Origin of the sequence: Streptomyces sp. NPDC057900, assembly GCF_042887885.1 — a bacterium.
In the GTDB taxonomy this organism is placed as follows: domain Bacteria; phylum Actinomycetota; class Actinomycetes; order Streptomycetales; family Streptomycetaceae; genus Streptomyces.
Genome location: NZ_JBHVOI010000010.1, coordinates 1 through 25,041 on the forward strand (window position 1 = coordinate 1; position 25,041 = coordinate 25,041).

The 25,041-nt window shown below is 69.5% G+C and carries 20 protein-coding genes and 4 pseudogenes; 12 read left to right on the forward strand and 12 right to left on the reverse strand.

Annotated elements, in window-relative coordinates:
* Nucleotides 1–106: 106 nt before the first annotated feature.
* The 8 genes from ACFVQ0_RS28480 to ACFVQ0_RS28515 all read right to left on the reverse strand — a co-directional run bounded on the left by ACFVQ0_RS28480 (nt 107) and on the right by ACFVQ0_RS28515 (nt 9,658).
* Nucleotides 107–1,138, reverse strand: coding sequence for a GNAT family N-acetyltransferase (locus ACFVQ0_RS28480; RefSeq protein ID WP_390092053.1), 1,032 nt, complete (start codon nt 1,136–1,138; stop codon nt 107–109).
* Complete coding sequence (locus ACFVQ0_RS28485; RefSeq protein WP_390092054.1) at nt 1,135–3,093, reverse strand: DUF4910 domain-containing protein; 1,959 nt, start codon at nt 3,091–3,093, stop codon at nt 1,135–1,137. Before ACFVQ0_RS28485 ends, ACFVQ0_RS28480 begins: the two co-directional genes overlap by 4 nt.
* 61 nt (nt 3,094–3,154) lie before the next feature.
* Entirely contained in the window at nt 3,155–5,092 is a 1,938-nt protein-coding gene (locus tag ACFVQ0_RS28490; protein ID WP_390092055.1) for an aminotransferase class I/II-fold pyridoxal phosphate-dependent enzyme, read from the reverse strand.
* The gene (locus ACFVQ0_RS28495) at nt 5,089–6,309 is read right to left on the reverse strand and encodes a hypothetical protein (protein WP_390092056.1); all 1,221 of its coding nucleotides are present in this window, start codon (nt 6,307–6,309) and stop codon (nt 5,089–5,091) included. Before ACFVQ0_RS28495 ends, ACFVQ0_RS28490 begins: the two co-directional genes overlap by 4 nt.
* Nucleotides 6,310–6,340: 31 nt before the next feature.
* The gene (locus ACFVQ0_RS28500; protein WP_390092057.1) at nt 6,341–7,411 is read right to left on the reverse strand and encodes an alkaline phosphatase family protein; all 1,071 of its coding nucleotides are present in this window, start codon (nt 7,409–7,411) and stop codon (nt 6,341–6,343) included.
* Between the two features lie 53 nt (nt 7,412–7,464).
* Nucleotides 7,465–7,626, reverse strand: coding sequence for a hypothetical protein (locus tag ACFVQ0_RS28505; RefSeq protein ID WP_158072237.1), 162 nt, complete (start codon nt 7,624–7,626; stop codon nt 7,465–7,467).
* 176 nt (nt 7,627–7,802) lie between these two features.
* Nucleotides 7,803–8,624, reverse strand: a complete 822-nt coding sequence (locus tag ACFVQ0_RS28510; protein WP_390092058.1) for a metallophosphoesterase family protein — start codon at nt 8,622–8,624, stop codon at nt 7,803–7,805.
* Between the two features lie 53 nt (nt 8,625–8,677).
* Entirely contained in the window at nt 8,678–9,658 is a 981-nt protein-coding gene (locus ACFVQ0_RS28515; RefSeq protein WP_390092059.1) for a nucleoside-diphosphate kinase, read from the reverse strand.
* A 375-nt stretch (nt 9,659–10,033) separates the two neighbouring features.
* On the opposite strand from ACFVQ0_RS28515, the gene ACFVQ0_RS28520 reads away from it, so the two are divergent.
* From ACFVQ0_RS28520 to ACFVQ0_RS28540, 5 genes and pseudogenes are all read left to right on the forward strand, one after another.
* Nucleotides 10,034–11,368 (forward strand): hypothetical protein, encoded by a 1,335-nt coding sequence (locus ACFVQ0_RS28520; RefSeq protein ID WP_390092060.1) that lies wholly within the window; start codon nt 10,034–10,036, stop codon nt 11,366–11,368.
* Between the two features lie 29 nt (nt 11,369–11,397).
* Nucleotides 11,398–12,354: an ABC transporter ATP-binding protein gene (locus ACFVQ0_RS28525; protein ID WP_389218205.1), complete on the forward strand. Its 957-nt coding sequence runs from the start codon at nt 11,398–11,400 to the stop codon at nt 12,352–12,354.
* Nucleotides 12,351–13,124 carry an ABC transporter permease gene (locus tag ACFVQ0_RS28530; RefSeq protein ID WP_390092061.1) on the forward strand — a complete coding sequence of 258 codons (774 nt, stop codon included), beginning with the start codon at nt 12,351–12,353 and terminating at the stop codon, nt 13,122–13,124. Before ACFVQ0_RS28525 ends, ACFVQ0_RS28530 begins: the two co-directional genes overlap by 4 nt.
* A complete protein-coding gene (locus ACFVQ0_RS28535) occupies nt 13,121–13,960 on the forward strand; it encodes an ABC transporter permease (RefSeq protein WP_390092062.1) in 840 nt (279 codons plus the stop codon). The genes ACFVQ0_RS28530 and ACFVQ0_RS28535 overlap by 4 nt, the downstream gene beginning before the upstream one ends.
* A gap of 133 nt (nt 13,961–14,093) precedes the next feature.
* Nucleotides 14,094–14,836, forward strand: a pseudogene (locus tag ACFVQ0_RS28540) (aldo/keto reductase); the annotation flags it as partial.
* Between the two features lie 104 nt (nt 14,837–14,940).
* Here the strand turns inward: ACFVQ0_RS28540 and ACFVQ0_RS28545 are convergent.
* Nucleotides 14,941–15,180: pseudogene (locus tag ACFVQ0_RS28545) on the reverse strand (IS701 family transposase); the annotation flags it as partial.
* 790 nt (nt 15,181–15,970) lie between these two features.
* Here ACFVQ0_RS28545 and ACFVQ0_RS28550 point away from each other — a divergent pair.
* Nucleotides 15,971–17,422, forward strand: a complete 1,452-nt coding sequence (locus ACFVQ0_RS28550; protein ID WP_390092257.1) for a M1 family metallopeptidase — start codon at nt 15,971–15,973, stop codon at nt 17,420–17,422.
* Between the two features lie 66 nt (nt 17,423–17,488).
* Here ACFVQ0_RS28550 and ACFVQ0_RS28555 read toward each other — a convergent pair whose 3' ends face one another.
* On the reverse strand, nt 17,489–17,740 hold the full coding sequence (locus tag ACFVQ0_RS28555; RefSeq protein WP_390092063.1) for a hypothetical protein: 252 nt from the start codon (nt 17,738–17,740) through the stop codon (nt 17,489–17,491).
* A 9-nt stretch (nt 17,741–17,749) separates the two neighbouring features.
* Here ACFVQ0_RS28555 and ACFVQ0_RS28560 point away from each other — a divergent pair, with 9 nt between their 5' ends.
* Nucleotides 17,750–17,983 (forward strand): hypothetical protein, encoded by a 234-nt coding sequence (locus ACFVQ0_RS28560; RefSeq protein WP_390092064.1) that lies wholly within the window; start codon nt 17,750–17,752, stop codon nt 17,981–17,983.
* Between the two features lie 177 nt (nt 17,984–18,160).
* Entirely contained in the window at nt 18,161–19,138 is a 978-nt protein-coding gene (locus ACFVQ0_RS28565) for a phosphotransferase family protein (RefSeq protein ID WP_390092065.1), read from the forward strand.
* Between the two features lie 302 nt (nt 19,139–19,440).
* Here ACFVQ0_RS28565 and ACFVQ0_RS28570 read toward each other — a convergent pair whose 3' ends face one another.
* Nucleotides 19,441–19,854 (reverse strand): SgcJ/EcaC family oxidoreductase, encoded by a 414-nt coding sequence (locus ACFVQ0_RS28570; RefSeq protein WP_390092066.1) that lies wholly within the window; start codon nt 19,852–19,854, stop codon nt 19,441–19,443.
* A 516-nt stretch (nt 19,855–20,370) separates the two neighbouring features.
* Nucleotides 20,371–20,954: pseudogene (locus ACFVQ0_RS28575) on the reverse strand (transposase).
* Between the two features lie 111 nt (nt 20,955–21,065).
* Between ACFVQ0_RS28575 and ACFVQ0_RS28580 the strand changes: the two are divergent.
* The 4 genes and pseudogenes from ACFVQ0_RS28580 (at nt 21,066) to ACFVQ0_RS28595 (ending at nt 25,025) form a co-directional block, all read left to right on the forward strand.
* Nucleotides 21,066–22,116: pseudogene (locus tag ACFVQ0_RS28580) on the forward strand (transposase).
* A gap of 42 nt (nt 22,117–22,158) precedes the next feature.
* Complete coding sequence (locus tag ACFVQ0_RS28585) at nt 22,159–23,142, forward strand: GNAT family N-acetyltransferase (RefSeq protein WP_390092067.1); 984 nt, start codon at nt 22,159–22,161, stop codon at nt 23,140–23,142.
* Nucleotides 23,143–23,706: 564 nt separating this feature from the next.
* Complete coding sequence (locus ACFVQ0_RS28590; RefSeq protein WP_390092068.1) at nt 23,707–24,453, forward strand: class I SAM-dependent methyltransferase; 747 nt, start codon at nt 23,707–23,709, stop codon at nt 24,451–24,453.
* A 221-nt stretch (nt 24,454–24,674) separates the two neighbouring features.
* Nucleotides 24,675–25,025, forward strand: coding sequence for a hypothetical protein (locus tag ACFVQ0_RS28595; RefSeq protein WP_390092069.1), 351 nt, complete (start codon nt 24,675–24,677; stop codon nt 25,023–25,025).
* Nucleotides 25,026–25,041: the final 16 nt, after the last annotated feature.

Here is a 25,041-nt window from a genome sequence, read left to right on the forward strand (position 1 = left end):
CGCTCATGATGAAGAGGCAATCGAATTGCTCGCGATTCCGCAGGAGCCTCAGAAGGACATCGCGCAGCCGTCCGAGTACATCGGTCCGCCGCCCGCTCAGGCGCGATCACCCGGGGGTGACGCAGGCGTACAGCGGCAGTGGTCTCATCCCGTGGCGTTCCTTCATCGGCCGGTTGCTTCGGCCGCCCTCCACCCACTCCTTGCCCGACTCGATGGCGGCGCGGATCTCCGTGGCCCACAGGAGGTAGTTGGGGCTGAAGCTGTGGACGGTGGCGTCGCTCGTCCCGCCCACCCACATGTGCAGGCGCTGGTCGTCCAGGAGAACCACCGCGGCCGCCAGTGTCCGCCCGGGCACGTCGACGCGCACGACGCGGGCGCGGTCGCCCAGGGCCATCACGAAGTCCACGAAGGCGCTCTCGGGATACATGTCCGCGCTGCCGTGCTTGGCGGCCGTGCGGCGAGTCAGGTCGCACACGGTGCGCAGGAAGTCGGGCCGGGGCGACTCGACGGACATCGTGGCTCCGACGTCGGCCGCGCGGCGCGCGTACCGGCGGATCGTACGCCGTGTCCTCGGGCCGAGCCTCGCCAGATAGTCGTCGTACGACTGCACGCCTTGGAGCGGGAGTTGGAAGCGCGTGACGATCGGGGCCACCCGCCAGCCCTTGCCCCGGGCGACGTCGAGCAGCGGGTCGCCCTCCGGGACGCTGACCAGACCCGCGACCTGGGCGCCGTCGCCGGCGCCCACCTCCGCCAGGCCGTCCAGCATCGCCGCGAGCACCCGGTCCCGGTGGCCCGCGTCCGTGGCGAGTACGGGGACACGGGTGTCGTAGCAGTACCAGTTGTGCCCGAGCAGTGCCGGGCCGTCCGCCTCGGCGATGCCGACCTCCCGCAGGAAGCCGTACGGGTCGCCCCGCTTGTCGAGGTAGCACGGCAGGATCGCGACGGTCCGCCCGGCCTCGACGGCCGTCAGGTAGCGGACGGCTGCATACGGGCTGAGCGGGTTGTCCTGGTAGGCCCGCAGGTACGCCGGGGTGTAGTGGACTGGCGCGCCCGCGGCGGTGGCCACCCGCTGCCACTGGGTGATGTCCAGCTCGCCGAGGGACTCGGCGACTTGGATGCGGATTCGCCCTGCACTCATGTCCTGCCTCCTTCGTGTACCGCTCCCGCCCGGCCGGGCGTCACGTCGTCCGTCCCGGGGGCGGGTGCGGCGGCCGCCGCCGCGGTCTCCTCGATCCAGCCCGCCGCGGCCATCGCCGCCAAGAACCGCTCCCCGAAGTCCGCTGTCGCCGGGCGGATTCCCGAGTCCAGTTCGGCGACGCGGATGACGGCCGCGGCGTCGGCGCGGCCGTCGACGCTCTGCGCCAGCGCCATCGCGGCGGCGTAGCAGCCGCCCCGGTCCGCCGTCAGCTCTCCCAGGAACCACCGGCGGTCCTTGTCCGTCATGGCTCCCGTCAGCGCCCGGAGGTTGAAGGGACCCGGCCAGTGCCTGCGCAGGGCCGGGCCCCGCTGGTGGTGGTGCGGCCGGCGGTCCGCGGAGGCCTCGTCCCAGGCGGACGACAAGGTGCGGTGCAGCCCGGCGAGGACGTCCGCCTGCCGGTCGAGGACGCTCGGGCTCGCGCCGAGCGGGCGCAGGGTGCTCAGCGCGTCACGGCCGTAGTGCCACCGCCGCGTGAGCCGGGCGACGGCGAGCTCTTCGGACGGTGGCCCGTCGGCGCCCGGCGGTCCGGGGGGCGGTCCGTCGGCGGAGGGGAGGCAGGCGGTCATCCGCCGGGCCGTCCACTGGGTGAGGAGCCGGGCCATGCGGTCCGCGTCCGGTCCGTCGGCGGTCGCCGCGACGGCCGCCGCGGACGCCGCGATCGCCGCGGACCTGCGCAGCTCTCCGGGGTCGACCTTGTCGAGCGTGTCGGCGCCGGAGTGGTTGAACCGGTCCGGCCAGTGGCCGAGTTGGACGGCGGGGCAGCCGATCGCCCGGTCCGCGAGGATCGCGTGGTCGGAGGCGCCGACGAACGGTGTGGTGCGCCAGGCCCAGGTGTCGCAGCCGACGGCACCGCTGTAGGAGCGCGCGGCGGGCGGAAGGGCCCGTACGCAGGCCTCGACCAGGGCGTTGGCGTAGTGCGGAAGGTACTCAGGACTGTACTCGACGATCAGCGGGCCGCCGCAGCGGCGCTGGTCCTCGCCCACCATGTCGAGGTTGACCGCCATGGCGGGCAGTGGCCGCACACCCTCCTCGACCGCCTGGTGGGCGTAGGCGGCGAGTCCCACGAACTCCGGTGCCCACACGAAGCGGACGGGCCGGCGCAGTCGCCGTCCGGCCAGGACACGTCCGGCCGCCAGAGCGGCGGCGACACCCGAGGCGTTGTCGTTGGCCCCGGGCGCCGGGTGGCACAGATGGGCGCCGAGCAGGCACGCGTCCCCCTCGGCCGCCGCTCCCGACGGGGTACGGGCGACCACCACGGGCATCCGGCGCGGGCGGTCATCGACGTCGACGACCACGCGGGCCCGCTCTCCGCGCCGGTGCGCGCGCAGCAGTTCGTCGAGTTGGCCCGGGGTCGCGCTGAAGCCGAACAGCGGGCTGCCGCCGGGCAGTTCGACGCGTCCCGCCTCGTCGTCCAGGTCGGGGCGGGTCGTCACGCAGAACCCGGCCGCCTTCTCGGCCTCCATCCGGCCGAACAGTCCGGGGCCGAGATCGGCCGCCGAGGGGACGAGGACCAGTGCGCCCGGCGGCCAGCCGGGCTCCCCGGGTACCGCGAGCGGCGCCTCGCCGTCCACCGCCGCCGAATTCGCCGCGAGGGAAGAGGACTGTGCGGGGTAACTGATCAGCGCAGGGGAGCCGTTGAGCGAGAGATGGGCTGCGCGCGGAGTCCATGAGTGGGGCGCCGTGTAGGTCCACCACGTCGTCCTGCCGTCCGCGGGCAGGTTCAGTACCTCGACGTCGGTGAGTCCCACGCGTTCGGCCTCGCCCGCGACGAAGTCGGCGGCCCGGGCGATCCCCGCCGATCCCTGGTACCGATCCCATTCGGCCAGCCGGGCAACCCAGCCCATCGCCTCGTCGGCGTCGATGTCCCGGAAAACGCCACTGACCAGGCCGCTCAAGCCACTCGGGCCACTCAACACACCTGGGCCGCTCGGGCCGTTCGGGGCGCTCAGGCCGCTGTCACTCACGCTGTCCGCCCTTGCCGAAGGCCGCGTGGAAGGCGGCCAGGCGGGCGTCCGACAGCGGAACGGCCATCTTGAAGAGCGTGTCGCGGTCCCCGACCCGCGCTCCCGGGTCCCCAGTCCCCTGCCCTTCGACCCTTTTGACCCGCAGCCCGAGCTTTTCGAGCAGGGCATCCGCCTGGTCGTCCCCCGGGACGGTCACCCAGGGCAGGCAGTCGGCCCCCTCGGTCACCGCGAGTCCCGCCCCGCGCAGCAGTGCCGCCGTCCGCGGCTTCACCCCGGCGATCCGGGCCCGCAGCGCGGTGAAGACGTCTCCCTGTGCCAGCAGGCCCAGGGAGACGGCCAGGCCGAAGGCGTTCGCGCCCAGCGGCGGCACCACCGCACGCAACCGCCGGGTCAGCGCGGGCGCGGCCACGGCGAACCCGACCCTGAGTCCGCCGCAGCAGTAGCCCTTGGACATGCTCCGCAGCACGATCAGGTTGTCGTGCTCGGCGACCGCGGGGACGCAGCTGGCGCCCGGCCCGGCGTAGACGGCGTATGCCTCGTCGAGGACCACCGTGGTGCCGTGGGCGCGGGCGGTGCGGACGATGTCGTCCAGCTCTCCCCTGCCGTGCAGGTCCCCGGTGACAGTCGGGCGGTCGAGCACGAGTACCGAGGGGGTGTGCCGTTCGAGGGCGTCGGCCAGGTCCTCCATGCGCGTCGCGATCGCCTCGCTGCCCGAGCGTGCCGCCCACCTCGACAGGTCGGGGTGGCCGCCGCGCAGGTGCAGCACGGGGCCCGGCTGTGCCAGTGCCGCGCAGGCGTGCAGCAGGCCGGTGGCACCGGTGCCGGCCGTCACCGTGTCGGGGGGAAGCTCCAGGCCGAAGTGCTCGGACAGCACCGGCGCGGCCCGCACCGCGGCGTAGGGGTCGGTCACGTGGTAGGCGCGTGCCGCGTCGGCGGTGACGGTGACCGACTCGAAGGCCCGGTCGACCGCGGACCGTACGAAGTCGATCTCGTCCGGCGACCACCGCAGGTCCACCAGACCGTCTTGACCGGCCAAGCCCACCGGACCGCCGGACCCCGCCGCCTCCGCCGGTCCCGTTGTCGCGCCCCTCGCCGAACCCCCGGCGGCGGGACGTTCCCACGTCGCGATCGCGGTGCGGTGCTCCCCGGCATCCGGGTTGCGGGCCACGAACTGCACGTACCGGGATGTCAGTTGGGCTTCCCGGCCGGCGGTGAAATCAGCGTCGGCGCGCTCGACCCGGAATCCGGCGCGGGTCAGCAGGTCCCGTACCTCGGCGGGCTGGTAGAGCCGTACGTCGTCGTGGACGACGACCGGCTTGGCGTCGCCTCGGCGGACCTCGATCGAGCCCCGGCTGCGGCCGTGCTCCACGCGGTAGTCGCGGCGGAAGACGGCCCGCAGCCCGTCGGTCTCGAAGGTCGCCTCGGGTACGTAGTTACCCGCGATCGTCAGGACGTTGGAGTGGTCGAGCAGGAGGACCCCGCCGGGGACGAGTGCCCGGCGCGCCTCCCGGAGCAGCCGAAGTTGCTGCGTGTCGCTGCCCCAGCCGAAGGACTGCACGCAGACGACCGCGTCGAACTCCTCCACTGGCCAGGTGAGTTCACGCAGAAGGTCGAGTCGCAGCCATTGCACGTCCACGCCGGCCGCAGCTGCTGAAGCCGCCGCCTGGCGCAGCGCCCACGTGCCGATGTCGGCACCCGTGACGTGGAATCCGCGCCCGGCCAGTGCTACCGCGTGCCGCCCTGTGCCGCAGCCAAGGTCCAGGACGCGGCGGCCGGGGGCCGAGGCGTCGAGGACGCCGGCCAGGTAGTCGGCCTCTGCCGCGGTGCGCTCGGCGGTGTACTCGTGGGCCGCCACCGCCCAGAACTCCTCGCCGAAAAAGTCTTGGTACCAGGGGCGGCGGTCCGTACCGCCGCCCGCACCGCCCGTCATACCGCGTCCGCCCGCAGCGCCTCCTGCCGCTGGAGGAAGCCGCACACGTCGCACAGTCCGGCGGGGTTGGGCGCGCCCTCCATGAGGAGGTAGCGGCCCTCGCAGACCCGGCACACGTCGTCGACCACCGGCAGCAGGCTGCGCTGGACGTTCTCGAAGGCGTTGAAGAGGTAGTAGTCGATGCCCGGCCACTGGTCGTAGAGCTGGTCGGCCATCGCGTAGGCAAGGGAGCGTTCGTCCGAGCCGGTGGTGAAGCGGCCCGGGGCGCCCTGGCGGTTGAGTTCCGGGGCGACGAGTTCGAGGTAGAGGGTCAGTTCCTTCTTGGTGATCCGGTAGAGCGGGAAGACGTAGCGCAGGTCGCCCAGTTCGCGTACGGGGATGCCGCCCATCCGGTAGCCGGTGGTGAACCAGGTCACCATGCTGGCGACCAGGTCGTCGGCGTTGAAGCCGAACGCGACGACCGAGGCGCCTGCCCGCCCGGCCTCCCGTTCCAGCATGCGGCGCAGCACCTGGTGGCCGATCACCATGTTCATGTTGCGGTGCTCGCCGGCGACGACCTTGTTCATCAGGTCGACGAACGGCTCGCGCAGCTTGAACAGTTCGGTCACGTCGTCGGCGGTCACGATCGTGTGGTCCAGGCCGAGGCTCTCGCAGGCGTCCAGCGCGATCCGGAACGTCGCGGGCTCGTCCCAGTCGGGCAGTCCGGTGATGGTGACCGCGGTCATGTCCATCTCGGGCCAGCGGCCCCGGGTGCGTTCGAGGAGCTTGAGGTAGGCGACGCTGTCCCGGCCGCCCGACAGTCCGATGACGGCTCGGTCCCCGGCGCGCATGGTGCCGCCGGAGGTGATGCTCTGGACGAAGGTCTCCTCGACGTAGGTCACGAAGGTCTCGGCGGTGAGCTGCTCGGTGCGGCGTTCGAGGGTCCCGCCGTGGTCGAAGAGCACGGACTTGGAGTACACGGGGTCGGGCGCGGCGTAAACGTGCTCCTTGGGCTTGCGCAGCACGTCGAGGTCGTAGTGGCGTACCTGGCGTACCTCGATGACCTCGTCCGCCCGGACGACGACCGTCGACTCGGGGACCACGGCCCCGTCGCGGTAGGTGAGCACGGCGTTGGCCGGGATGCCGTGCAGGCGCAGGACGTCGAGGAGGTTCTGGCCCGGTTCTGCGTTGAGGGTCTCCGAACCGCCGGTCTTGTTGCGGAACACGACCGTGCTCATGGTCTCTCCTGTTCGTCTGGGGATGCGGGGGCTACGCGTCCTGGGCCGCGCGGGGCGCGTTCCAGGCCGCGAGGGGGACGAGCATCTCGTCGTCGCTGAGGGATCCGTGCTCCCACGCGACGGAGGGGTCGGGCACGGGGAACGCCGCGGAGGTCGCGAGGGCGACCACCGCGCCGATCCGTTCGCGGACAACGGGGGTGGCGGCGAGCAGGCCGCGCTCGGCCAGGGCGTCGGGGGTCAGGACGAGCGCGTGGTCGCCGAGCGCGTCGCTCAGGGCGTCCGCGAGTTCCTGCTCGTGGCCGGGCCGGGGGTAGAGCCAGCGGACCCGGCCGGCGCCGCCGCCGGGCATCCGGCAGTGCGTGGGTGCGTCCAACCTGGCCCAGGCGTCGAGGAGTTCGACCTTCGGCGCGGCGGGGACCTGGCCGTGGTCGGCGTGTGCGAGGACGCTCCATCCGGCGTCGGCCCAGCGGCTCGCCGCCGTGTCGAGCAGCCGCAGGGAGGCGTGCAGGCGGTCGTCGTAGCCGCTGAGGTGGATGTGGTCGTCGAGGTTCACGTAGGCCCATATCAGGGGTGGTACGTCGTGGGGGTCCGCGAGGACGGCCTCGACCTCGCTGACCGTCCGTTCGACGACCGCGACGGGATCGGTGCCGAGTTCTGTGGCCGGCGACGGGACGATCCGGGCGCCGTGGAGCAGCGCCTCCACCCACTCCCCCGTCAGCCGTTCGAGTTCGGCGCCGACCACGAGGGCTGTGCGGCCCGCCGCGGCGGCACGGTCGAAGAGTGTGGGGCCGCCGTGCAGCAACGGGTTCCTGGGCGGCGTCGCGGGGCCGAAGGCGTAGGTCCCGCCCGTGACGAGGTGGGTGACGCAGTCGGCGTCCGGTGCCCGGTAGACCATGCCGAGGGCGCCGTGCCGGGAGGGGGCGGCGCCGGTGACCGCGGTCAGCCAGGCGGTGGTCGAGGTGCTGGGGAACGTGGAGCGCAGGGGGCGTATCCGCGCGTGGGAGAGCGCCGGTTCGGCGACGGCGTACGACAGGCCGTCGACCGCCAGGAGGCACAGTCCGCGGGGCGCTGTGCTCAGACACCGTTCGACGACTTCGGGCACCACGCGCAGGTCGGCGGACGCTGTCGTACGTCCGCCGACGCGCGACGCCGTGCTCAGAAGTTCGGCACGCAGTCGGTGCAGGTGGTGCGGAACTTGGCGACGTGCACGGCCTGACGGTCCGTGATCATGCGCTCGACGAGACGCGGCAGCAGCATCACCGGCGCGGGCGTCGACGTGGTGGTCGTCTTCGGAGTGGGGAGTGGAGCTGTCTGCATGGATTCCTCCTGCTTGCTGGATAGCGCGAGAGAAAGGTGCCAAACAACTTTCGACTTGTGCGCGAACAGGTCAACACACGGCGAGTTGGCCTGTCAATGTCGGACCGGCCGAGCTTTCCTCTCAACTACGAGCGTTTTCACTGACGTTGATGATCCGGCCGGTTGGCGGAAACCGGTCAGTTGACGAAGACCAGGGATTCCGCCTCCTCGACGATCTTCTCCGGTACGGGAGGATTCGTGAGGCTGCCTGCGTAGCGCTCGGCGTCGGGGTCCGCCGCGCGGTAGGCACGGTCGACGGCGTCCGAGACGTCGTAGCGCGTGGTCCTGAGGCGGACGTCGGGGCCCAGCAGCGCCCAGTACGCGGTGCCCGGCTCGGCCGTGTGGTAGGGCAGCCCGACGCTTCCCGGGTTGACGCTGCGCAGTCCGGCCACCGACCGGTCGAACTGGAGGTGCGAGTGGCCGGTGACCAGGACCCGCGCGTCGAGGGTGGCGGACAGTCGGGCGAAGCGCTCGGGCGGTGTGCCCGGCGTGACCAGTTCGTGGTCGCTGCGCGGTGAGCCGTGGCAGAAGTGCACCGGGCCGAGCCCGTCGACCTCGACCACGACTCCGAAGGGCACCCGGGTGAGGAATCCGATGGCCTCGGGCGAGTGCCGGTCGGCGATCCACGACTGGCGGGGTGTGTCGGCCGCGCGGGCGCCGGTGCCGATCTCGGCGGCGCACCGGTCGGCGTTGCCCCGCACGCACAGGGCGCGCTCCCCCAGCGAGAGGATCCGCTCGTACGCCTCCTGCGGCTGCGGGCCCCAGGTCAGGTCACCGCAGAGGACGACGAGATCGGCCGCCGCGACGTCGGGCTCGGCGAGCACGGCTTCGAACGCGGGGATGTTCGCGTGGATGTCGGAGAGCACGGCGACCCGGGCCACCGGCCCGTGCCGGCGCACCGGTCCTTCCCAGCTCGCCGGACCGTGCAGGGTGACGTCTTCCGTCGTGGAGTCGTCCATCGGGGGGCGGGCCTTTCGTTGCGGTGCTTGGTGCGGGGCGGAGCGGTCGGTGGTCAGTGGTCCGGGGCGACGGCGGCGGGCGCGGGGACACGGGCGGACCGTGTGCCCGCAGGGGTGGTCGCGCCCTGCGTGGGCCCGGTGGCCCGGGGATGGTTCAGTCGGGTGCCGGGAGGGGGTCCGATCAGGGCCGTGCCCTCGGACGGCAGCCCCTCGACCAGGTGCGCGGCGATCACTATGCGGTCCCACAACGCGAGTCCGCCCTGCCCTGCGGCCAGTTCGCCGACCCGGGCGAGGGCCCCGGCGGAGTCGGCCCGCGCCGGCCGGGCGGAGCCGGGCGCCGGGGCCAGGGGGTGGGCCGGATGCGCGGCGCAGAGCCGGCGCGCGGCGGCGACCACCCCGGCGGTCCGCGCGGGCGACGGCTCGCCCGCCAGCATCGTCAGCACCTCGTTCCGGTGGCTGTGGGGCACCAGGACGCCGACCTCCCGGACGAGATCGGCGGGATCGTCCGGCGCGTGCAGGAAATTGAGACACATCAGCTCGCAGCCGAGCGCGCCGCGCAGAGTGACGCCGTCCGTGTCTCGGTTCTTGGACGACCCCTTCAACTCGCTGAGCCGTTGGGCCGCGGACATCCCCGTGTCCCGCGGACCGCGGGTGTCGCGCAGGGCGACGAAGAGGCAGGGCGGCCCGGACTCCAGGATCATGTCCACGGCCCGGATGACCGCCAGGGGCGCGGCGTTGATTTGGTAGCGCCACAGCTCGCGGCAGACCCGTGCGTCGACCCGGACCTCGCGTGCGCCGAGCGGCAGGAAACCGTGGCCGGCCAGCAGATCGAGGGCGGGCTCGATACGGCGCCCGACCACCGCGTCGGGCTTGAACATGACGAAGGTGGTTCCGCCGAGTGTCCGGCCGGTCTCCTCCGCGTCCCGCTCGTCCAGCAAAGCGGCCATCTCCCGGAAGTAGACGTCGTCCGGATACGTTCGGCGCCGTGCCGGATCGTGCGTGAAGGGGGCCTGCAACCACTGCTCGACGGCCATGTTCCTCCGGCTCTCCATTCGGTCGGGGCCCGTGCGCCAACCCGGCGTTTTCCCGACAACTAGGCTCGATGCAGAAGGAGTTGCACCGTTGCCAATGCTGCATTCGGGGCAATACGCTGAGGCTAACTTCCACGACCGAACACATCAAGGAGGATCCCATGAGCGTCGCCTTCAAGAAGGTTACGGTCCGCCCGAAGCCGGGCAAGTAGACGACCGGTCGGAGCAGACGTGGATGCGGCCAGGATCCGGATTTCCGGACATCCTGACCGCGTCTTCCGTCGCCCGCCCCTGGAATTCCCCTATTCGCTCTCGTTGCCCTTGGCGCCCTAGTGGCCCATTTCGGCCGGAGAACACCCAACCGGGGCGGAGTCCGCGTTGACTGAAGCACCAACTGGGAACGCGGTCACGACCGACACGGTCCTCGCCCTGCTCGACGCCGCGCCCGGATCCGACCGGGACTCTCTGCTGCGTACGGCCCGTGACGGCCGGCACAAGCTCGCCGGAACCCTGCTGAGCCTGTGGGCCGTCGGCGGCGAGGAGCTCACGGACGGTCAGGCGGCCGAGCTGCGGACGGCACGGGAGCGCGTCGACCGGTACCGCCGGGTCTGGGAAGAGCTTCAGGAACACGCGCCCGACGCCTTCCCCCTGAAGGGGGCGACGATCGCCGCCCTCTACCCGCCTGGTGTGCTCCGCTCGGCCGGCGACCTCGACGTCATCTGTCCACGCCACGCCGGCCTGTGGGCCTGCGCCCGTCATCTGCTCGCCTGCGACTGGGAGTTGGTGGCCTTCACCGTGGGGCCCGCCCACCCCGGCGACACCGTCTCCCCTCACCTGGGCGCGGAGTTCCGCAAGCCGGCGCCCGACGCGTCCCAGGACCCTTACGCCGTGGGTCTGTTCACCGCCGAGATCGTGACGGATGTCCACGGCCCCGCCCGGCAGCTCGCGCGCCCGCCCGGCTCCGCGTGGGCCACGAGCGCGGTCGCCCTAGTGGCGGAACGATGGGAACGCCCCTTCCGCTCACGTGACTTGCTCGACCTGGTGCTCCTTCTCCAGGCCATGGACGAAGAGGCCGTACGGCAGTTCGGCGCCGACCTCGACAGGGTCGGCCTGTGGCCGGAGTGGCGGCAGGCGATGCGGGGCGTCGCCCGTCTCGGCTGGCGGCCCACGGTCGCACTTCCGTACACCCGTGCGGCGGCGGTGCGCGTACGGCTGGCGCGGTCGGTGCGCACGGCGGTGCGCTGGAGCAACCCGGTGCGGGCGGCCGCGTTCGCCGCGCAGTCCGGCATCGAGGGCCGCGGGGGGCGCCCGGCCGCCCTCGCCTCCGACCTCGTGCACCGCCGGCCCGGCGCGCGCCGGCTGCTCGCCTCAGGGGTGCCTTTGTTCGGGGTGCCGCTGGGGGGCGGGGACACGGCCGGGGACACGGGTTCGACCCCCCCTGCGGGTGCCCGCCCGGATGCCCCCGCCGGTGCCCGTCCGCCGGCGGCCGAGCCCGTCGACGGGCTGCGCCTGGACGACGTCGGCCGCCATCTGGTCGCGCGGACCCCGCTGGGTTCCTTCCTGCTGGTGTCGGGTGCCGCCCGGCAGGAATGGCTGGACGAGGTGAACGGCGCGGAACCCGCACCCCGCACCGCTTCCGCCCCGACCGGGTCGACGGCCCCGACCGGGCCGTCCAGCACAGGCACCTCTCCGTCCGGACGATCGGGAGCGTGATGCGCGACAGCGGCAATCGACCTGACGCCGTGCGACTCGCCGTTGACGCCCGCGGGCTGCGGCGGGAGTACCACGTGCGGCGCGGCCCGGCGGTCACCGCCCTGGACGACGTGTCGATCCAGGTGGAACAGGGCGAGGTGCACGGGCTGCTCGGTCCGAACGGGGCCGGCAAGAGCACCCTGATGAAGATCCTCTCGACGGTGCTGCTGCCGACGTCGGGAAGCGCGTCCGTGCTCGGCCACGACCTGGTGACCGAGTACCGCAGGATCCGGCCGCTGCTCGGGATCGTCTTCGGCGGTGAACGCGGCCTCTACCCACGACTGACGGCTCGTCAAAACATGCGCTACTGGGCCGCGTTGTACGGCATGTCCACGAAGAAGGGCCTGGCCAGGACGGACACCCTGCTCGACGAACTCGGCCTGGCCGAGCGCGCCGACGACCGGGTAGAGACCTTCTCTGTCGGCATGCGCCAGCGACTGCACCTGGCCCGCGGGATCGTCGGCGACCCGCGCGTCCTGCTGCTCGACGAGCCGACCAACGGCCTGGACCCGTTGGCCGCCCGTCAGTTGCGCGAGCTGATCCAGCGGCTCGCCGGGGAGGGGCGCACGATCCTCCTCGCCACGCACGACCTGGCCGAGGCGGAGGTGCTCTGCGACCGGGTCACGATGATCAACCACGGCCGGGTGATCGCGACGGAGGCGCCGAAGACGCTGTCGCGCCTGATGTCGCGACAGGAGCGTGTCCGCGTCCGCGCGGACGCCGGACTGCTCGACCGGGTGCGCGCCCTCGACGGTGTCCTCGGCGTGGAGCCGACCGACGACGGCACGGCGGTCGTCTCCGTCGAGAGCCAGCAGGCCCTCGGCGCCGTGCTCGCCTTCGTGGTCGCCGAGGGCGTCACCGACGTACGCACCGAGCTGCCCGGTCTCGAAGAGGTCTACCTTCGACTCGTCCACCGCAACGAGCAGCGCAGCGTGGTGAACCGGTGAGCCTGCTGGCCGCGACCGGGCGCTTCCAGGGCCGTCTGGTGCTGACCCACCGCGACTACCTCATCGACCTGGTGCGCACCCCGCTGCTCGCCGCCGTGTTCCTGCTGCTGGTACAGCACAACGACCGGCCGGACCTCCTCGCGTACGGGCTGCTCGCGCCGGTGCTGATGGGGGTGTGGAGCATGGCCATGCTGATCTCCGGAGAGGTCGTCGACAGCGACCGCTGGCTCGGCACCCTGGAACTCCAGATAGCGGCGCCGGCCGGCTTCGCCCGCGTGGTGCTCAGCAGGGTCTGGGTGACCACGGCCATCAGTCTGCTGACGGTGGTGGAGGTCGGCGCGGTGGCGGTCCTCGGCTTCGGCATCGTTCCCGACGTACCGCACCCGTTCGTCTTTCTGGTGGGCCTGCTCGCCACCGCGGTCGCCACCGCCGGGTCGGCGACCCTGATGGCCGCCCTGTTCGTGGCGACGCGCACCGCGCGGACCTTCCAGAACTCGCTGAGTTATCCGGTACTGCTGCTCGGCGGGGTGTTCACCCCGCTCGACCGGCTGCCGGAGTGGACGCACCCAATCGGCAGGCTCCTCTACCTCTCCTGGAGTTCCGATCTGCTGCGCGACGCGCTTGACCCGGCCCCGGTCACCTCGGCCTCGGCGGCCTGGCGGACCGGCGTCGTCCTCGGCCTCGGGCTCCTCACCGGGATCGGCGGCCGGCTGCTGCTCGGCAGGGTCGTCCGGCTGGTACGGGAGACGGGGACGGTGGGGCTGGCATGACCACGATCACCTCGGCGGGCGACGGCACCGCCGACGCGACCGGTCCGGGCCGCCGTCTCCAGGTGCTCGGCTGGGCGGCGCGCGCCGGAATCGCCGACTACGCCACCGTCTTCACCTGGAAGACCTGGGTGCTCGGCTGGTTCGTACGGATGCTCGCCCAGATGCTGTTCTTCACCACCATCGGCGACCTGCTGGGGCCCGGGCAGGCCCGGTACCTGCTGATCGGCAACGCGGTGGCACTGGTCGCGCTGCACGGCGTCTTCGCGACGGCGTCGACGACATGGGAGTTGCAGAACGGCACCCTGCCCCTGCTGGTCGCCTCGCCCAGCAGTCCCTCCCTGGTCCTCGTGGGGCGGAGCCTGTTCTGGCTTCCGGACGGCGTCGCCTGCGGCCTGGGCGGGATAGTCCTCCTCGCCCCGGTGGCGGACCTGCGGCTGACCGTGGCACGGGTCGCCCTGCTCGCGGGTCTCCTCGTCCTCGTCGCGGTGACGAGCTATTGCCTCGGCCTGTTCCTGGGTTCGCTGGTGCTGACCGCTTCGGACCTGCGCAACGTGGCGTCCAACGGCGCGTTCACGGTGATGATGATCGTCTGCGGCGCCGAGGTCCCGGCCCAGGCCGTCGGCCCCGTGCTCGGCCGGCTCGGCGACGTCCTGCCGCTGACCCACGGCCTCCTCGCGGTCCGCGAGGTACTGGCCGGGCGAGCGGGCCTCCACACCGCCGCGCTCGCGGCCTGGGAGGCACTGGTCGGGGCCTGCTGGCTCGCCGCGGCCCTCGCGTCACTCACGTGGCGGGCCCGCCGCAGCCGCCGCGACGGGACAGCCCTGTTCCTGAGCTGACCGGCCGGGCCGCCCAACTCGCGCAACGTACGCGGGCGGTGGCGGCACGGTGCCGCGGGGCGGCTCCCTCTCCCGATCTTCCGGGGGTTTTCGCGTTATCGCCCTTGACCTGGAGCGCGCCCCAGGTTCCGGCATGGTGGTCATGAACTCGTCGCCTCGTCAGATCGTCCTCGGCACCATGGGTTTCGGCACCCCCACCGACGCCGAACGCTCCTTCGCGGTCCTCGACGCCTTCACCGCCGGTGGCGGCTCGACACCGCGAACTGCTACAGCTTCTGGGCCGACCCGAGCGGTACCGGCGCGGCGAGCGAACGCGTCATCGGCGCCTGGCCGGCGGCCCGCCCCGGACGCCGCGACACGGTACGGATCGCGACGAAGGTCCGGCAGAACCCACTGGTCCCGCACGAGTGGCCGGGCAGCGCGGAAGGGCTGTCCGGCCGGGCGGTACACGACGGTGTTGAGGAGAGCCTGCGCCGCCTCGGTACCGACCGGGTGGACCTGCTCCGGGCACACGCCGAGGACCGCGCCGTCGCGCTGGAGGAGACCGTGGAAGCCTCCGGGGAGGTCGTCGCCAAGGGCTCGGCACTGCGTGTCGGTGCCGCCAACCACGCCTCCTGGCGGGTCGAGAGGGCCCGCAACATCGCCCGCGAACTGGGCGTCGAACCGTGGACGGCGCTCCAGCTCCGGCATTCCCTGGCACTGCCGCGTCCGCTCACGCCCGTCGCCGAGGGCGGCCACCGGATGCTCGGTCCTGACGACCTGGACCTCGCGTCCGCCGAGGGCCTCGACGTATGGGCCTACTCGACGCTCCTCTGGGGAGCCTACGTCCGGCGGGACAGGCCGCTCCCGGATACCTACGATCACCCTAGTAGTGCTTGGTCATGTTGGTGCGGGGTCTGGCATGTCGCGGTGACAGGTGGGGCAGGCGCCGGTCGAGATCACGAGGAGTATCTGCAGTTCGTGGACGACTCGGTAGAGCCTCAGGCCGACGCCGTCTCTTTTGGGGATCGGTTCAGTCGTTGCAGGGTGCAGAAGGTGTGGGCGACCGAGACGAGGGTGACGTGGTGGTGCCAACCGGGCCAGGTGCGGCCTTCGAAATGGGCCAGGCCCAGGGCCTGTTTCATCTCGCGGTAGTCGTTCTCGATGCGCCGGCGGAGCTTCGGGGTGCGCACGAGGACGGGCAGCGGGGTCGTGTCGGGCAGGTTGGAGAGCCAGAACTGCACGGGTTCGGCCTGGTCGGCGGGGCACCGATGATGCCGGCCTCTTCGCTGAAGCTGGGTCGGTCTTCCTCGGAAGGGGGCCGCCACGACACGTTGGTGGCCATAGTGACGGTGCCTTCGTGGTGCAGCTCGATCATGGAGTTCCGGTTGAATCGATCTCCAGGGTGCTGCTGACCCAACGTCTGAGACCAGGACGTGGATTGATGAGGGCGTCGCCCTGGCGGGAACGGGCACATTTTCGGCACACACCAATGCTACGTATGTTCGAATATCGGATGCGGATAGGCGCGCCGAAGACCTCGGGAACACGCGAATGTGTGCCGCTCACTGGCAGGGACTCGCCCGTCGAGAAGTACACCTTCCCACTGAGAGGTGGCCGCTTCCGCCTCAGCTCAGGCGCGCGGGACGGTCCCTGCACGTGCGGCCCAACTCATGTCCCGCCCCGCTCCAGTGTGGTTTCGAGGGGGTGCCCCTGCGCTCGGGTCGCACGGCGTGGGTGCCACGGTTGAGGAGCTGGTCGAGGGACCGTCCCTGCGCGCGCGGGCCGCACTTCTGCCGTCTGCCACGACATCGTCAGTGGTTCTGCCACGGAAGGGTCAGTAGGGCTGGAGTTCGACGAGCAGGCTGTGGATGTGCCCGTCGGCACCGACGAGACCCTGGCCAACCTTGTCAGCCGCAAGGCGCGTAAAGAACTTCTGCCAGTCTTGAAGCAACCAATGGACGATGCCGACGTTCTGACGTCTCGCGCCCTGCGATCGATGGGAGACACGAGATGAATCCGCCTATGGCGATGGGCAGCCGCCCTCGGTCGTCGGGACCGGGCTGTCTGTCCAGCTGGGCTCCGGCCACAGCGCTCCTCCTGGCCGTGACGACATCCTGCACCGGCTCCGCACCGGGAAACGGTGGCGTCGCGGCCGGAAAGCCTGGCACGGCCGGAGTAGGAGATCGGCTCTTCCCAGGGCTCGGCAATGGTGGCTATGACGTGGTGCACTACGGGCTGACGCTGGATTACGTGCCCGAGACCAACCACCTGAAGGGCACGGCGATCATCACAGCGCAGGCCACCCAGGACCTGAGCCGCTTCAACCTCGACCTTTCAGGGCTGCGGCTACGCAGCACCACGGTGCAGGGAGCCAAGGCCCAAGTCGCTCGCGCGGGAGACGAATTGCTCGTGACACCGCCGAAGACGGTGAGGAACCGCGAAGTCTTCAAGACAGTCGTCACCTACGACGGCACACCGCGCACGCTCAAGGACGACGACGGAGGCCTGGAAGGCTGGATGGAGACCGACGACGGCTCGACGGCCCTGGGTCAGCCGTCCGGCTCCATGACCTGGTTTCCGGGCAACCACCACCCGTCGGACAAGGCCACGTACGACACCACGGTCACCGTGCCCAAGGACGAGGACGGCGACCCCTACGACGTGATCAGTAACGGCAAGCTGATCACGGAGGAGGACAGAGGGAAAACGGTAACCCGCCACTGGCGCACCGAGGAGCCCATGGCCAGCTACCTTGCACACGTCTCCATCGGATACTTCGAGACCCACAAGGGGCGGACGGGCGATGACGTGCCCGTCTACGTCGCCATCGACCCCGACGAGGCCGAAGACTCCGCCGATGTCCCAGACCTGGTGCCTGAGATCGTCGACTGGGCCAGCAAACTCTTCGGCCCCTACCCCTTCTCCTCCGCCGGTGCCATCGTCGACCACCTTCCCGGGCTCGACTACGCCCTGGAGACCCAGACCAAGCCCTACTTCGGCGAGGCGCCCGAAGAGGCGCTGCTCGTGCACGAACTGGCACACCAGTGGTTCGGCAACTCCGTCACCCCACGCGAGTGGAAGGACCTGTGGCTCAGTGAGGGTCTGGCCACCTACGCGGAGTGGCTCTGGGAAGAGGAGCGGGGCGACAGGGGCACCACGGAGATCTTCGAGGATTACTACGACGGCACGGACACCGAGAGCGAGGGCATCTGGGCGTTCCCGCCGGCGGATCCGCCCGGCGCAGGACGCGTCTCAGATCCGCCTGTCTACGGACGCGGTGCCATGGTCGTGCACAAGGTGCGCAGGGCTGTCGGCGACGAGACCTTCTTCGACATCCTTCGTACCTGGACCCGGCAGCACCGGCACGACAATGTTGACACCCGGCAGTTCATCGCCCTGTGCGAGAGCAAATCCGGGAAGGACTTGAGCGCGCTCTTCAACACCTGGCTCTTCGACGAGAAGAAGCCCTCCCGGATGTGAGGAGGGCGATCCGACGAGAGAAGGGCTCTCCCCGAGGGAAAGCCCATCTCCGGCCCGCAGAAGGCCCTATGCAGGCGGGTACACCAACGTGATCTCGCGGTTCAGGCCGGTCTCGTCCACATCCGGGTACATGGACACCTCACCGTCGGACCACCGCACCAGGAGGTCGTCCGGGTGGCGGTTGTCCGTGTAGTCGCCCGCGCCCAGGACGGTGGCGTGCGTCCAGAGCCGGTTGGGCTTCTTGACCTGGCTCTCGCCGTGGAAACCGTTCTGGTCGACGTCCTTGTAGAGGGTCAGCTCTCCGTCCGTCCAGCGCACGATGAGGTCGTGCTGGTCGTTGCCGGTGAAGTCGCCCGACGTGATCGTCGCGGCGTGCTTCCAGGTGCCGTTGGGCGCGGCGAGTTTCTTCTCGCCGTGGAAGCCGTCGCGGTTGACGTCGGTGTACAGGGTGACTTCACCGTCGCTCCAGCGGACCAGGAGATCGTCGGCCCACTTGTTACTGGTCGTGTAGCGACCACCGGTTATGGAAGTGGCGTGCTTCCACAGATTTTTAGTGCCTGATTGGAATCCCTGGTCGTAGGGCTTGGGGGCTTTGATGCTGGGCGTATGGGCTTGGGTGCGGTGGTGCCGCGGTATTGCCCGGAGTGCGGGGCGCCGCTGACGAGGACGAAGTTGGCGGTTGCGTGACGACCCTTCTCTGCTGGATCAGCACCTACACGCCTGTGGGAAAGTGCTCGCATGATGCAGGAGCCCAGTGCTGATATTCATCCGCTCGATGAGCGTCGTGACCCGTTGCGCGTAGACCTTGTCCGGGGATTGGCCGCCCAGGTTGCAGCCGACTACGGCGGCGACCTCACGCGGATGCGACGAGCCAACGGGTACTCGAACGCGACGTGGGTCGGTGACGGCATCGCCGTGCGGATCGCCCATACACCCGTCGACATGGCTCGCGAGGCTGCGCTCGTGCGTGCTCTGCCGCGAGAGGTCGGGCACCCAGAGATCCTCGGAGTGGGCACTACTGAGGGCCACGGATGGATCGTGACCGCGGAGGTTCGGGGCCGGAACCTGCACGAAGCGTGGCCGACGCTGACACCTGCGGAGCAACGACAGGCGATCCGTCAGCTGTGGGCTCGAAGCCTGACCGTGCACGACGCGAGCCCTTCTCTCAAGACGCATGTCGCATCACACGGGGGTTTCATCCCGGCAACGTTCGGCGATGCCACGGCAGCGGCCAGACGCGCCCAAGCCGCACTGAAACTCTCCAGCGCCCAGCAGTCGCAGCTCCACCAAGTCATCGAGGGCTACTTCCGGTCTGCGCCCGTGGTCGCGCAGACCGTCAACCACGGCGACCTCGCCCTGATCAACGCCCTGTGGGACGGTGAGGTCGTCGCCCTCCTGGACTTCGAGTTCGCAGTCCTCGGTCCCATCGAGATCGACCTGTGCCGACTGGTATGCGAAGCCCGCGTATCCGAGGAAGGCCACCACGTCGAATCGGAGGCCGGCACCGCCGCGGTGGAGATCGCCGCTCATCATCTGGATCCGGTTCATGGCAGAGCCCTGATTCACGGCGCCGCAGTTCTCGACCAGCTCCGCGACCTCGACATCTTTCTCACCCTCGACCCAGCCGAGGAGCATCGCGAGGACTGGCGCCCGAGCCGCCTGCTCACCGAACTCCTCGACACCGAGGGCGGCTATCTCGCGCCCCTGCTCAGATAACTCCGTGGGTGTGCGCGGGCATGCTTTGCACAGTGGAGATGAAGCTCGCTCCGGACGGCCTCTGGGAACGGTGGGTTGATGCGCTTCCGCGTACGCGCGGGACCGCTACCGCGTGGGCGGACAGCTCCAGAGCAGCGATCGACGCATGGTGCGGGCCTTGGGAGGCTTGACCTGCCGCTCATGACGCGGAGAACGGTGTCGGCCGTCAGGTGTCGCTGGCGCGTCCCGCGATCTGGTTGAAGGTGGGCATCGCCACTGCGGCAGCCCTCGCGATCTGGCCCCGAACATGAACGACAGTCAAGTTAGTCGGTGACGACCGGCGTGTTCTGGCAGGCGGTCATCAGCCAGCGGCCGTCGGCCTGCTTCGAGAGCACGTACAGCGGGGCGCCCTCGCTCTCCTCGCCCGGGGTCAGGTAACGCTGACGGACCTTGACTGCCGCGACGTCGGGGCGGATGAAGAGCACGTGGACCACCTCGTAGGTGACCTTGCCGTCCCAGCTTGCCGTGGGGAGGGTCTTGCGGGTGAATTCCGAGATCATGTCGAGGCCGATGAGGATCTTGCCGTGGGCCGTCGTCCAGATCGCGTCAGGGTGGAAGAGGCTGAGGAACTCTTCGGGGTCCTTGTTCTGCTGGGAGTGCTCGACGGTCGCGACGAGCCGGTCGATCGCTTCGATGTCTGCCGCGTGGGATGTGGATTCTGTGGTCATGTGGATCATCGTCATACCTCAAGCGCGATTGAGGTCAAGCGTGTGATCACATGGAGATGTGAGGGTGACCGGACATCTGGCGCGGTTCCGGCACAAGCTGCCCGGGGAATCTGAGCCCAGCACAACGAGCCGGGCACAAGATACTGACATGGACATGATCGGTCGGGACAAGTCCTAGGCGTCGCGGGATTTGGACGAGAAGTGGGACGTCTTCACAGAGGGCGAGGCCGTCTTCCTGTACCGAAGCTGGAATGGTAACGGAGCCTTCGCGGCGACCTTCGCACCCATTGATGGAGGTGGATGGCGGGTCGCCAGTGCCGTAGTCGAGCGTGACGCGGAACGCTATCGAGGAACGGACGATGCCTACGAATACGCCATGCTTGAGTTGGTGATCAGTGCCATCGCACTTGGTGAGTCGGCGGCAGATCTCCGTTCGCAGTTGGTCGAGTTGACGCGTCGGGAGTCGGATTCCGACGCTCCGGCCGGACTGATTCAGCACAGTGCCCTGGGGCCGCGCTCGGACTCCTAGCCGGTCACTCTGGTGCCGCGGGATAGACGTCGAACGTAGATCAAGCTGCAGGCCAGTTCGAGCAAACCCTGGTGACGATCGGCGCATCGCCATAACGGATGCGGAGTCGTTTGAACTGGTGCAGCCAGGCGAACGCGCGCTCGACCACTCAGCACACCTTGCCCAGTCCAGCAGCGGCAGGAGCTGAGCGGGCATCGTGCCGGTTCCTGCCGGTGAACGTGACAGCAAGTGGGGTCCCATGAATGGTGCTTGGAGCCGGGGCAGGCGCGATCGACGAGTGAGGAGCCGACGAGATCCCCCCTTTTTTTGCGGGCCCAGGACGTGCGATCCATCCACGGAGCAGTCGTCCCGGCCAGCAGGGCGGCGTGCAGGCGGAGCCAGACGCTGGCCTCCGTCCAATCCGCAGTCGGCGCCAGGCCATCACCCCGGAGCAGCCCACGGTCTCCGCAGGGGCATCGCGCCACGCGACACCAGTCCGAAGCACGTAGAGGATGCCCCCCCGGTCGGGAACACGCAACCGCCCGGGGTGAAGCCGCCGCCGGTCAGGAGGCGGTTGCAGCAGCGAAGGAGCAACGCTCATGACCTTTGGATCGGCCTCGGGTTGGACACGAAGGGCGTACCTTCCCGAGTGATCGACTTCTGTCATCGAGTAGGCCGACGTTGCACCGTCGGTCGGGAAGGCACGCCCGTACTGAGCGTAGTGAATGCCGATGGAACGACCGAGGCCGGCTCCCTGATCGACGACATCGTCCGCGAGGGCGCGAGGCGGATGCTGGCCGCCGCCTGACATCAACGCCTACATAGCCGAGTTGACCGACCAGCGAGACGAGAACGGGCGCCGCCTGGTGGTCCGCAGCGGCTACCACCAACCCAGGAAGATCACCACCGCGGCCGGGGTGATCGAGGTGAAGGCTCCACGCATCAACGACAAGCGCATCAACGAGGCAACCGGCGAGCGCAAACGGTTCTCCTCTGCGATCCTGCCGCCGTGGTGCCGCAAGTCCCCGAAGATCAGCGAGGTGCTGCCGCTCCTCTACCTCCACGGCCTGTCCAGCGGGGACTTCGTGCCCGCGCTGGAGCAGTTCCTTGGCTCCTCGGCTGGCCTGTCCCCGGCCACCGTCACCCGGCTGACCACCCAGTGGCAGGCCGACCATCAGGCGTTCAGCGAGCGCGACCTGTCGGCCACGGACTACGTCTACGTCTGGGCCGACGGCGCCCTCGGCTTCTGGAACGCGCTGAACGAAGTCTTCCCCGAAACCCGCCACCAAAGGTGCTGGGTTCACAAAACGGCCTACTGCCTCGACAGCCTCCCGAAGTCAGCTCAGCCTGCGGCGAAGAAGGCCATCCAGGACATCTACAACGCCGAGGGCCGCGCGCACGCGGCCGCCGCGGTCAAGACCTTCGCCAAGCAGTACAGCGCGAAGTTCCCCAAGGCCGTCAAGAAGATCGTCGATGACGAGGACGAACTGTTGGCGTTCTACGACTTCCCCGCCGAGCACTGGATCCATCTGCGGACAACCAACCCCATCGAGTCGACCTTCGCGACCGTCCGTCTGCGGACCAAGGTCACCAAGGGTGCTGGATCCCGGGCCGCCGCCCTGGCGATGGTCTTCAAGCTCGTCGAGGCCGCCCAAGCCCGCTGGCGAGCCGTGAATGCACCCCACCTCGTTGGCCTCGTCCGCGCCGGGGCCCGTTTCGAACGCGGCTTGCTCGTTGAACGGCCGCAGACGACCGCGGCGTGAATAGGGTGGCGGGCCTGCCTCGAAGTTCGAGATCATCCGGTCATGTTGGATGGCACGGCAGGACAGGACCTTCCGGTCGGCTTCGGGTTCCGGCCGTATCGCGGCGACGAAGACCACGGCGCCATGGCCGCGGTGCGGCGGGGGTGTGCTGAACGGGACCGGGTCGATGCCCATTCGGTTGTGGAAGGGCTCCCGACAGCGGCCGAGATCGCGGAAGCTTCTGCCAAGTTGGAGGAGCCGTCCAAGAACCAGATCCTGGTGGTGTGCGACGGGAGCGTCGTCGGCTTCTCGACGATCCGGTGGTGGCAGGAGCGGGACGATACGTGGCTATACCTGCACCGCGGCTACCTCTTGCCCGAGCATCGCGGCCAGGGCATCGGGTCAGCCATGCTGAGCTGGGCCGAAGAGCGGATCCGCCAGCTCGTCAAACAGCATGGAACGGCGCGGACGGCAGTGATCGGCGCGAACGCCACGACCTCCGAGCAGGATGCCACGGCACTTCTGCGTGCAGCCGGCTACCGACGTGTCTTCAGTCTGGTCGAGCTGGAGCTGGGCGATCTGCAGCAGATGCCCGAGCCGGGCGACGAACTGCCGGCCGGGATACGGACGGGGCCGATCGGGACATGCCACTACGGTGCAGCCTGGAGGACGGTCGTCGATTCGTACGCGGACAGCGGCTTCACTCAGAGATGGCCGTTCCAGGACTTCGTCGACACCGCCGACCCTGCATGCTGGAGGGCTGCCTGGAACGGGCAGGACATGGTCGGCGTCGCCCTCTGCTCCATCCGCCGTCACAACCACACCGTGGGCGAGGTGGAAGAGCTGAGTATCCGGACGGACCAGCGACGCCTCGGAATCGGCCGGGCCCTGCTGCTGGACGGGCTGCAAAGCCTTCGCGAACAGGGTGCAACGACCGCCCGGCTGTTCACGGGCACGGCAAATCCACATCGGTCCTACGACCTCTACGAGAGCGTGGGGTTCCGGCGGCAGAACGAATACGTCCGCTACCGCAAGCCGCTTGCTTGATCGACCGGCCATCGGACTGTCCGGTCATCCACAGGATTTGACAATAGCTCGCAGCGGAGCCACCCGCTCCCACAGGTCGTCAGAAACAAGATCAGTACGCACGCGGGCACCCTGCTGACCAACATCGTCTAGTGCAAGATCCGAAGCTGAACTCATTCTGAAACGATCAGTAAACCGGGCGAGGGTGGAGACCGACCGGTGGATTGCTTTCCGCTCGCACTTCAACGTCGAGAGCTGAGAACTTCGCGATCGAGCAGCCGCTGCTGATGTCGCTGCCTAAGGAGCCCTTGCAGACGGGCCGACTGTTCACACCACGGGGCAACCGCTGCAGCCAGATCAACGCCCGAACCAACCGCTACTCGGTCTCGACCCGTTTTATCGGCAAGTGAGTGTGTGTCGTCATGCACGCCCTTCACCTGGTGGTTTACGCGGCACCATCATCGAGACCAGCACTGACTCATGCCACCTCGCTGCCACCCGAGCACGAGCCGAAGAGACTGGCAGCTGCAGGCAGAAAGCATAAGAATGCGGCGCCAAGTACCTGCAGCAGTCAACAATGTTCGTATGACCATCACTTCGCAGGCTCGTTCGTTCGACACCGCTGCCGCCAGCTACGCTGCGAACCGTCCTTCCTACCCGTCCGAATTGCTCGACGCGATCGAAGAACTCACCGGCTCCCCCTTGGAGGGCGCCCGCGTCGCAGACGTCGGAGCCGGTACCGGACTGGCGACTGCGCTTCTCCAGGATCGCGGAGCGAACGTCGTCGCTATCGAGCCCGGCCCCGGGATGGCCTCCCAGTTCCGTCTCAGCCTGCCCGCCGTCCCCCTCGTGATCGGGGACGGCAACAACCTACCGTTGGCCTCATCCTCTATCGACGTCCTCACATATGCCCAAGCCTGGCACTGGACCGACCAGCGCAAATCCGTTCCGGAAGCTCTCCGGGTCCTGCGTACCGGTGGCGCGCTCGCCCTCTGGTGGAACGACTCGGATGACACCGTTCCGTGGATTGCCGACCAGGACGCGCGCTTGCGCCGGCTCTTCGCTGCCGACGACAGCCCTCACGACCCCACGGCCCGGTTCCGCGGGCTGCCGCCCGAGCTCGGCTTCGTTCACCGGCATGTGCCGTGGACCCGGAGCGTTCCTCTCGACATGCACCTCGCCAACCTCGCCAGCTACTCAGACTTCCTCGTACTCGGAAAGGAAGCGACGCACACCTTTATCGCCAAGGAGCACGACCTCCTCACCGAGGTCTTCCCGAAACGGATGGTCGAGGAGCGCTACGTCGTCAGCTTGGCTGTCGCCACCTGCTGACACGGCGCTACGACACGTTGGCAACCGCCAAGCGATGGTCCTTGTCGGCAGACCCCGCCCGAACCATCGAGATGTAGAGCTGAAGGATCACACATGTTGGGACGGAACGAGCTGGTAAGTGACTTGGGCAGCAACCGTGTTGTCGACGAGCGGGCTACTCAGGACGACCTAGGTACTCGCGCCCAAGCGGAGTGCGCTACCTACGGCCTAACATCCCGAACATGAGTTCCGTTGAGCGGATAGCCGGATCGAATGAACGGGTGGCGACGCGGCAGGAGTCGCGGGGGACGACCGCGCTTGTGCTGGGGGCTGCCGCCGTCTTGATGATGGCCTGCCCCTTTCTGCCTCCTCCGGTCCCGATATGGGTCCGCTTTCTTCCCGTGTACTTCATCGTGCCCACGGGGATTTCCGCGGTCGTCTCAGGCATCATCACTCTGCGAAGGATGCGGGGCCAGGAGGAAGCCGATCGCTTCCGGGCCCGGGCGGGTGTCGTGCTCGGCACTGCGGCCACCGTGATTCCACTGGCCGTGATCGTCTGGGCGATCTGGGTGCTGAACCAGGCATACAAGTAGACGGCGGCGCGGAGCC

Bases quoted from the DNA above. Each gene is read 5' to 3' on its own strand.
- ACFVQ0_RS28490 (WP_390092055.1), bottom strand. From the start codon at position 5,092: ATGACGGGCGGTGCGGGCGGCGGTACGGACCGCCGCCCCTGGTACCAA.
- ACFVQ0_RS28570 (WP_390092066.1), bottom strand. From the start codon at position 19,854: ATGATCCACATGACCACAGAATCCACATCCCACGCGGCAGACATCGAA.
- ACFVQ0_RS28595 (WP_390092069.1), top strand. From the start codon at position 24,675: ATGAGTTCCGTTGAGCGGATAGCCGGATCGAATGAACGGGTGGCGACG.
- ACFVQ0_RS28480 (WP_390092053.1), bottom strand. From the start codon at position 1,138: ATGAGTGCAGGGCGAATCCGCATCCAAGTCGCCGAGTCCCTCGGCGAG.
- ACFVQ0_RS28515 (WP_390092059.1), bottom strand. From the start codon at position 9,658: ATGGCCGTCGAGCAGTGGTTGCAGGCCCCCTTCACGCACGATCCGGCA.
- ACFVQ0_RS28495 (WP_390092056.1), bottom strand. From the start codon at position 6,309: ATGAGCACGGTCGTGTTCCGCAACAAGACCGGCGGTTCGGAGACCCTC.
- ACFVQ0_RS28585 (WP_390092067.1), top strand. From the start codon at position 22,159: ATGTTGGATGGCACGGCAGGACAGGACCTTCCGGTCGGCTTCGGGTTC.
- ACFVQ0_RS28590 (WP_390092068.1), top strand. From the start codon at position 23,707: ATGACCATCACTTCGCAGGCTCGTTCGTTCGACACCGCTGCCGCCAGC.
- ACFVQ0_RS28565 (WP_390092065.1), top strand. From the start codon at position 18,161: ATGATGCAGGAGCCCAGTGCTGATATTCATCCGCTCGATGAGCGTCGT.
- ACFVQ0_RS28550 (WP_390092257.1), top strand. From the start codon at position 15,971: ATGGGCAGCCGCCCTCGGTCGTCGGGACCGGGCTGTCTGTCCAGCTGG.
- ACFVQ0_RS28505 (WP_158072237.1), bottom strand. From the start codon at position 7,626: ATGCAGACAGCTCCACTCCCCACTCCGAAGACGACCACCACGTCGACG.
- ACFVQ0_RS28510 (WP_390092058.1), bottom strand. From the start codon at position 8,624: ATGGACGACTCCACGACGGAAGACGTCACCCTGCACGGTCCGGCGAGC.
- ACFVQ0_RS28535 (WP_390092062.1), top strand. From the start codon at position 13,121: ATGACCACGATCACCTCGGCGGGCGACGGCACCGCCGACGCGACCGGT.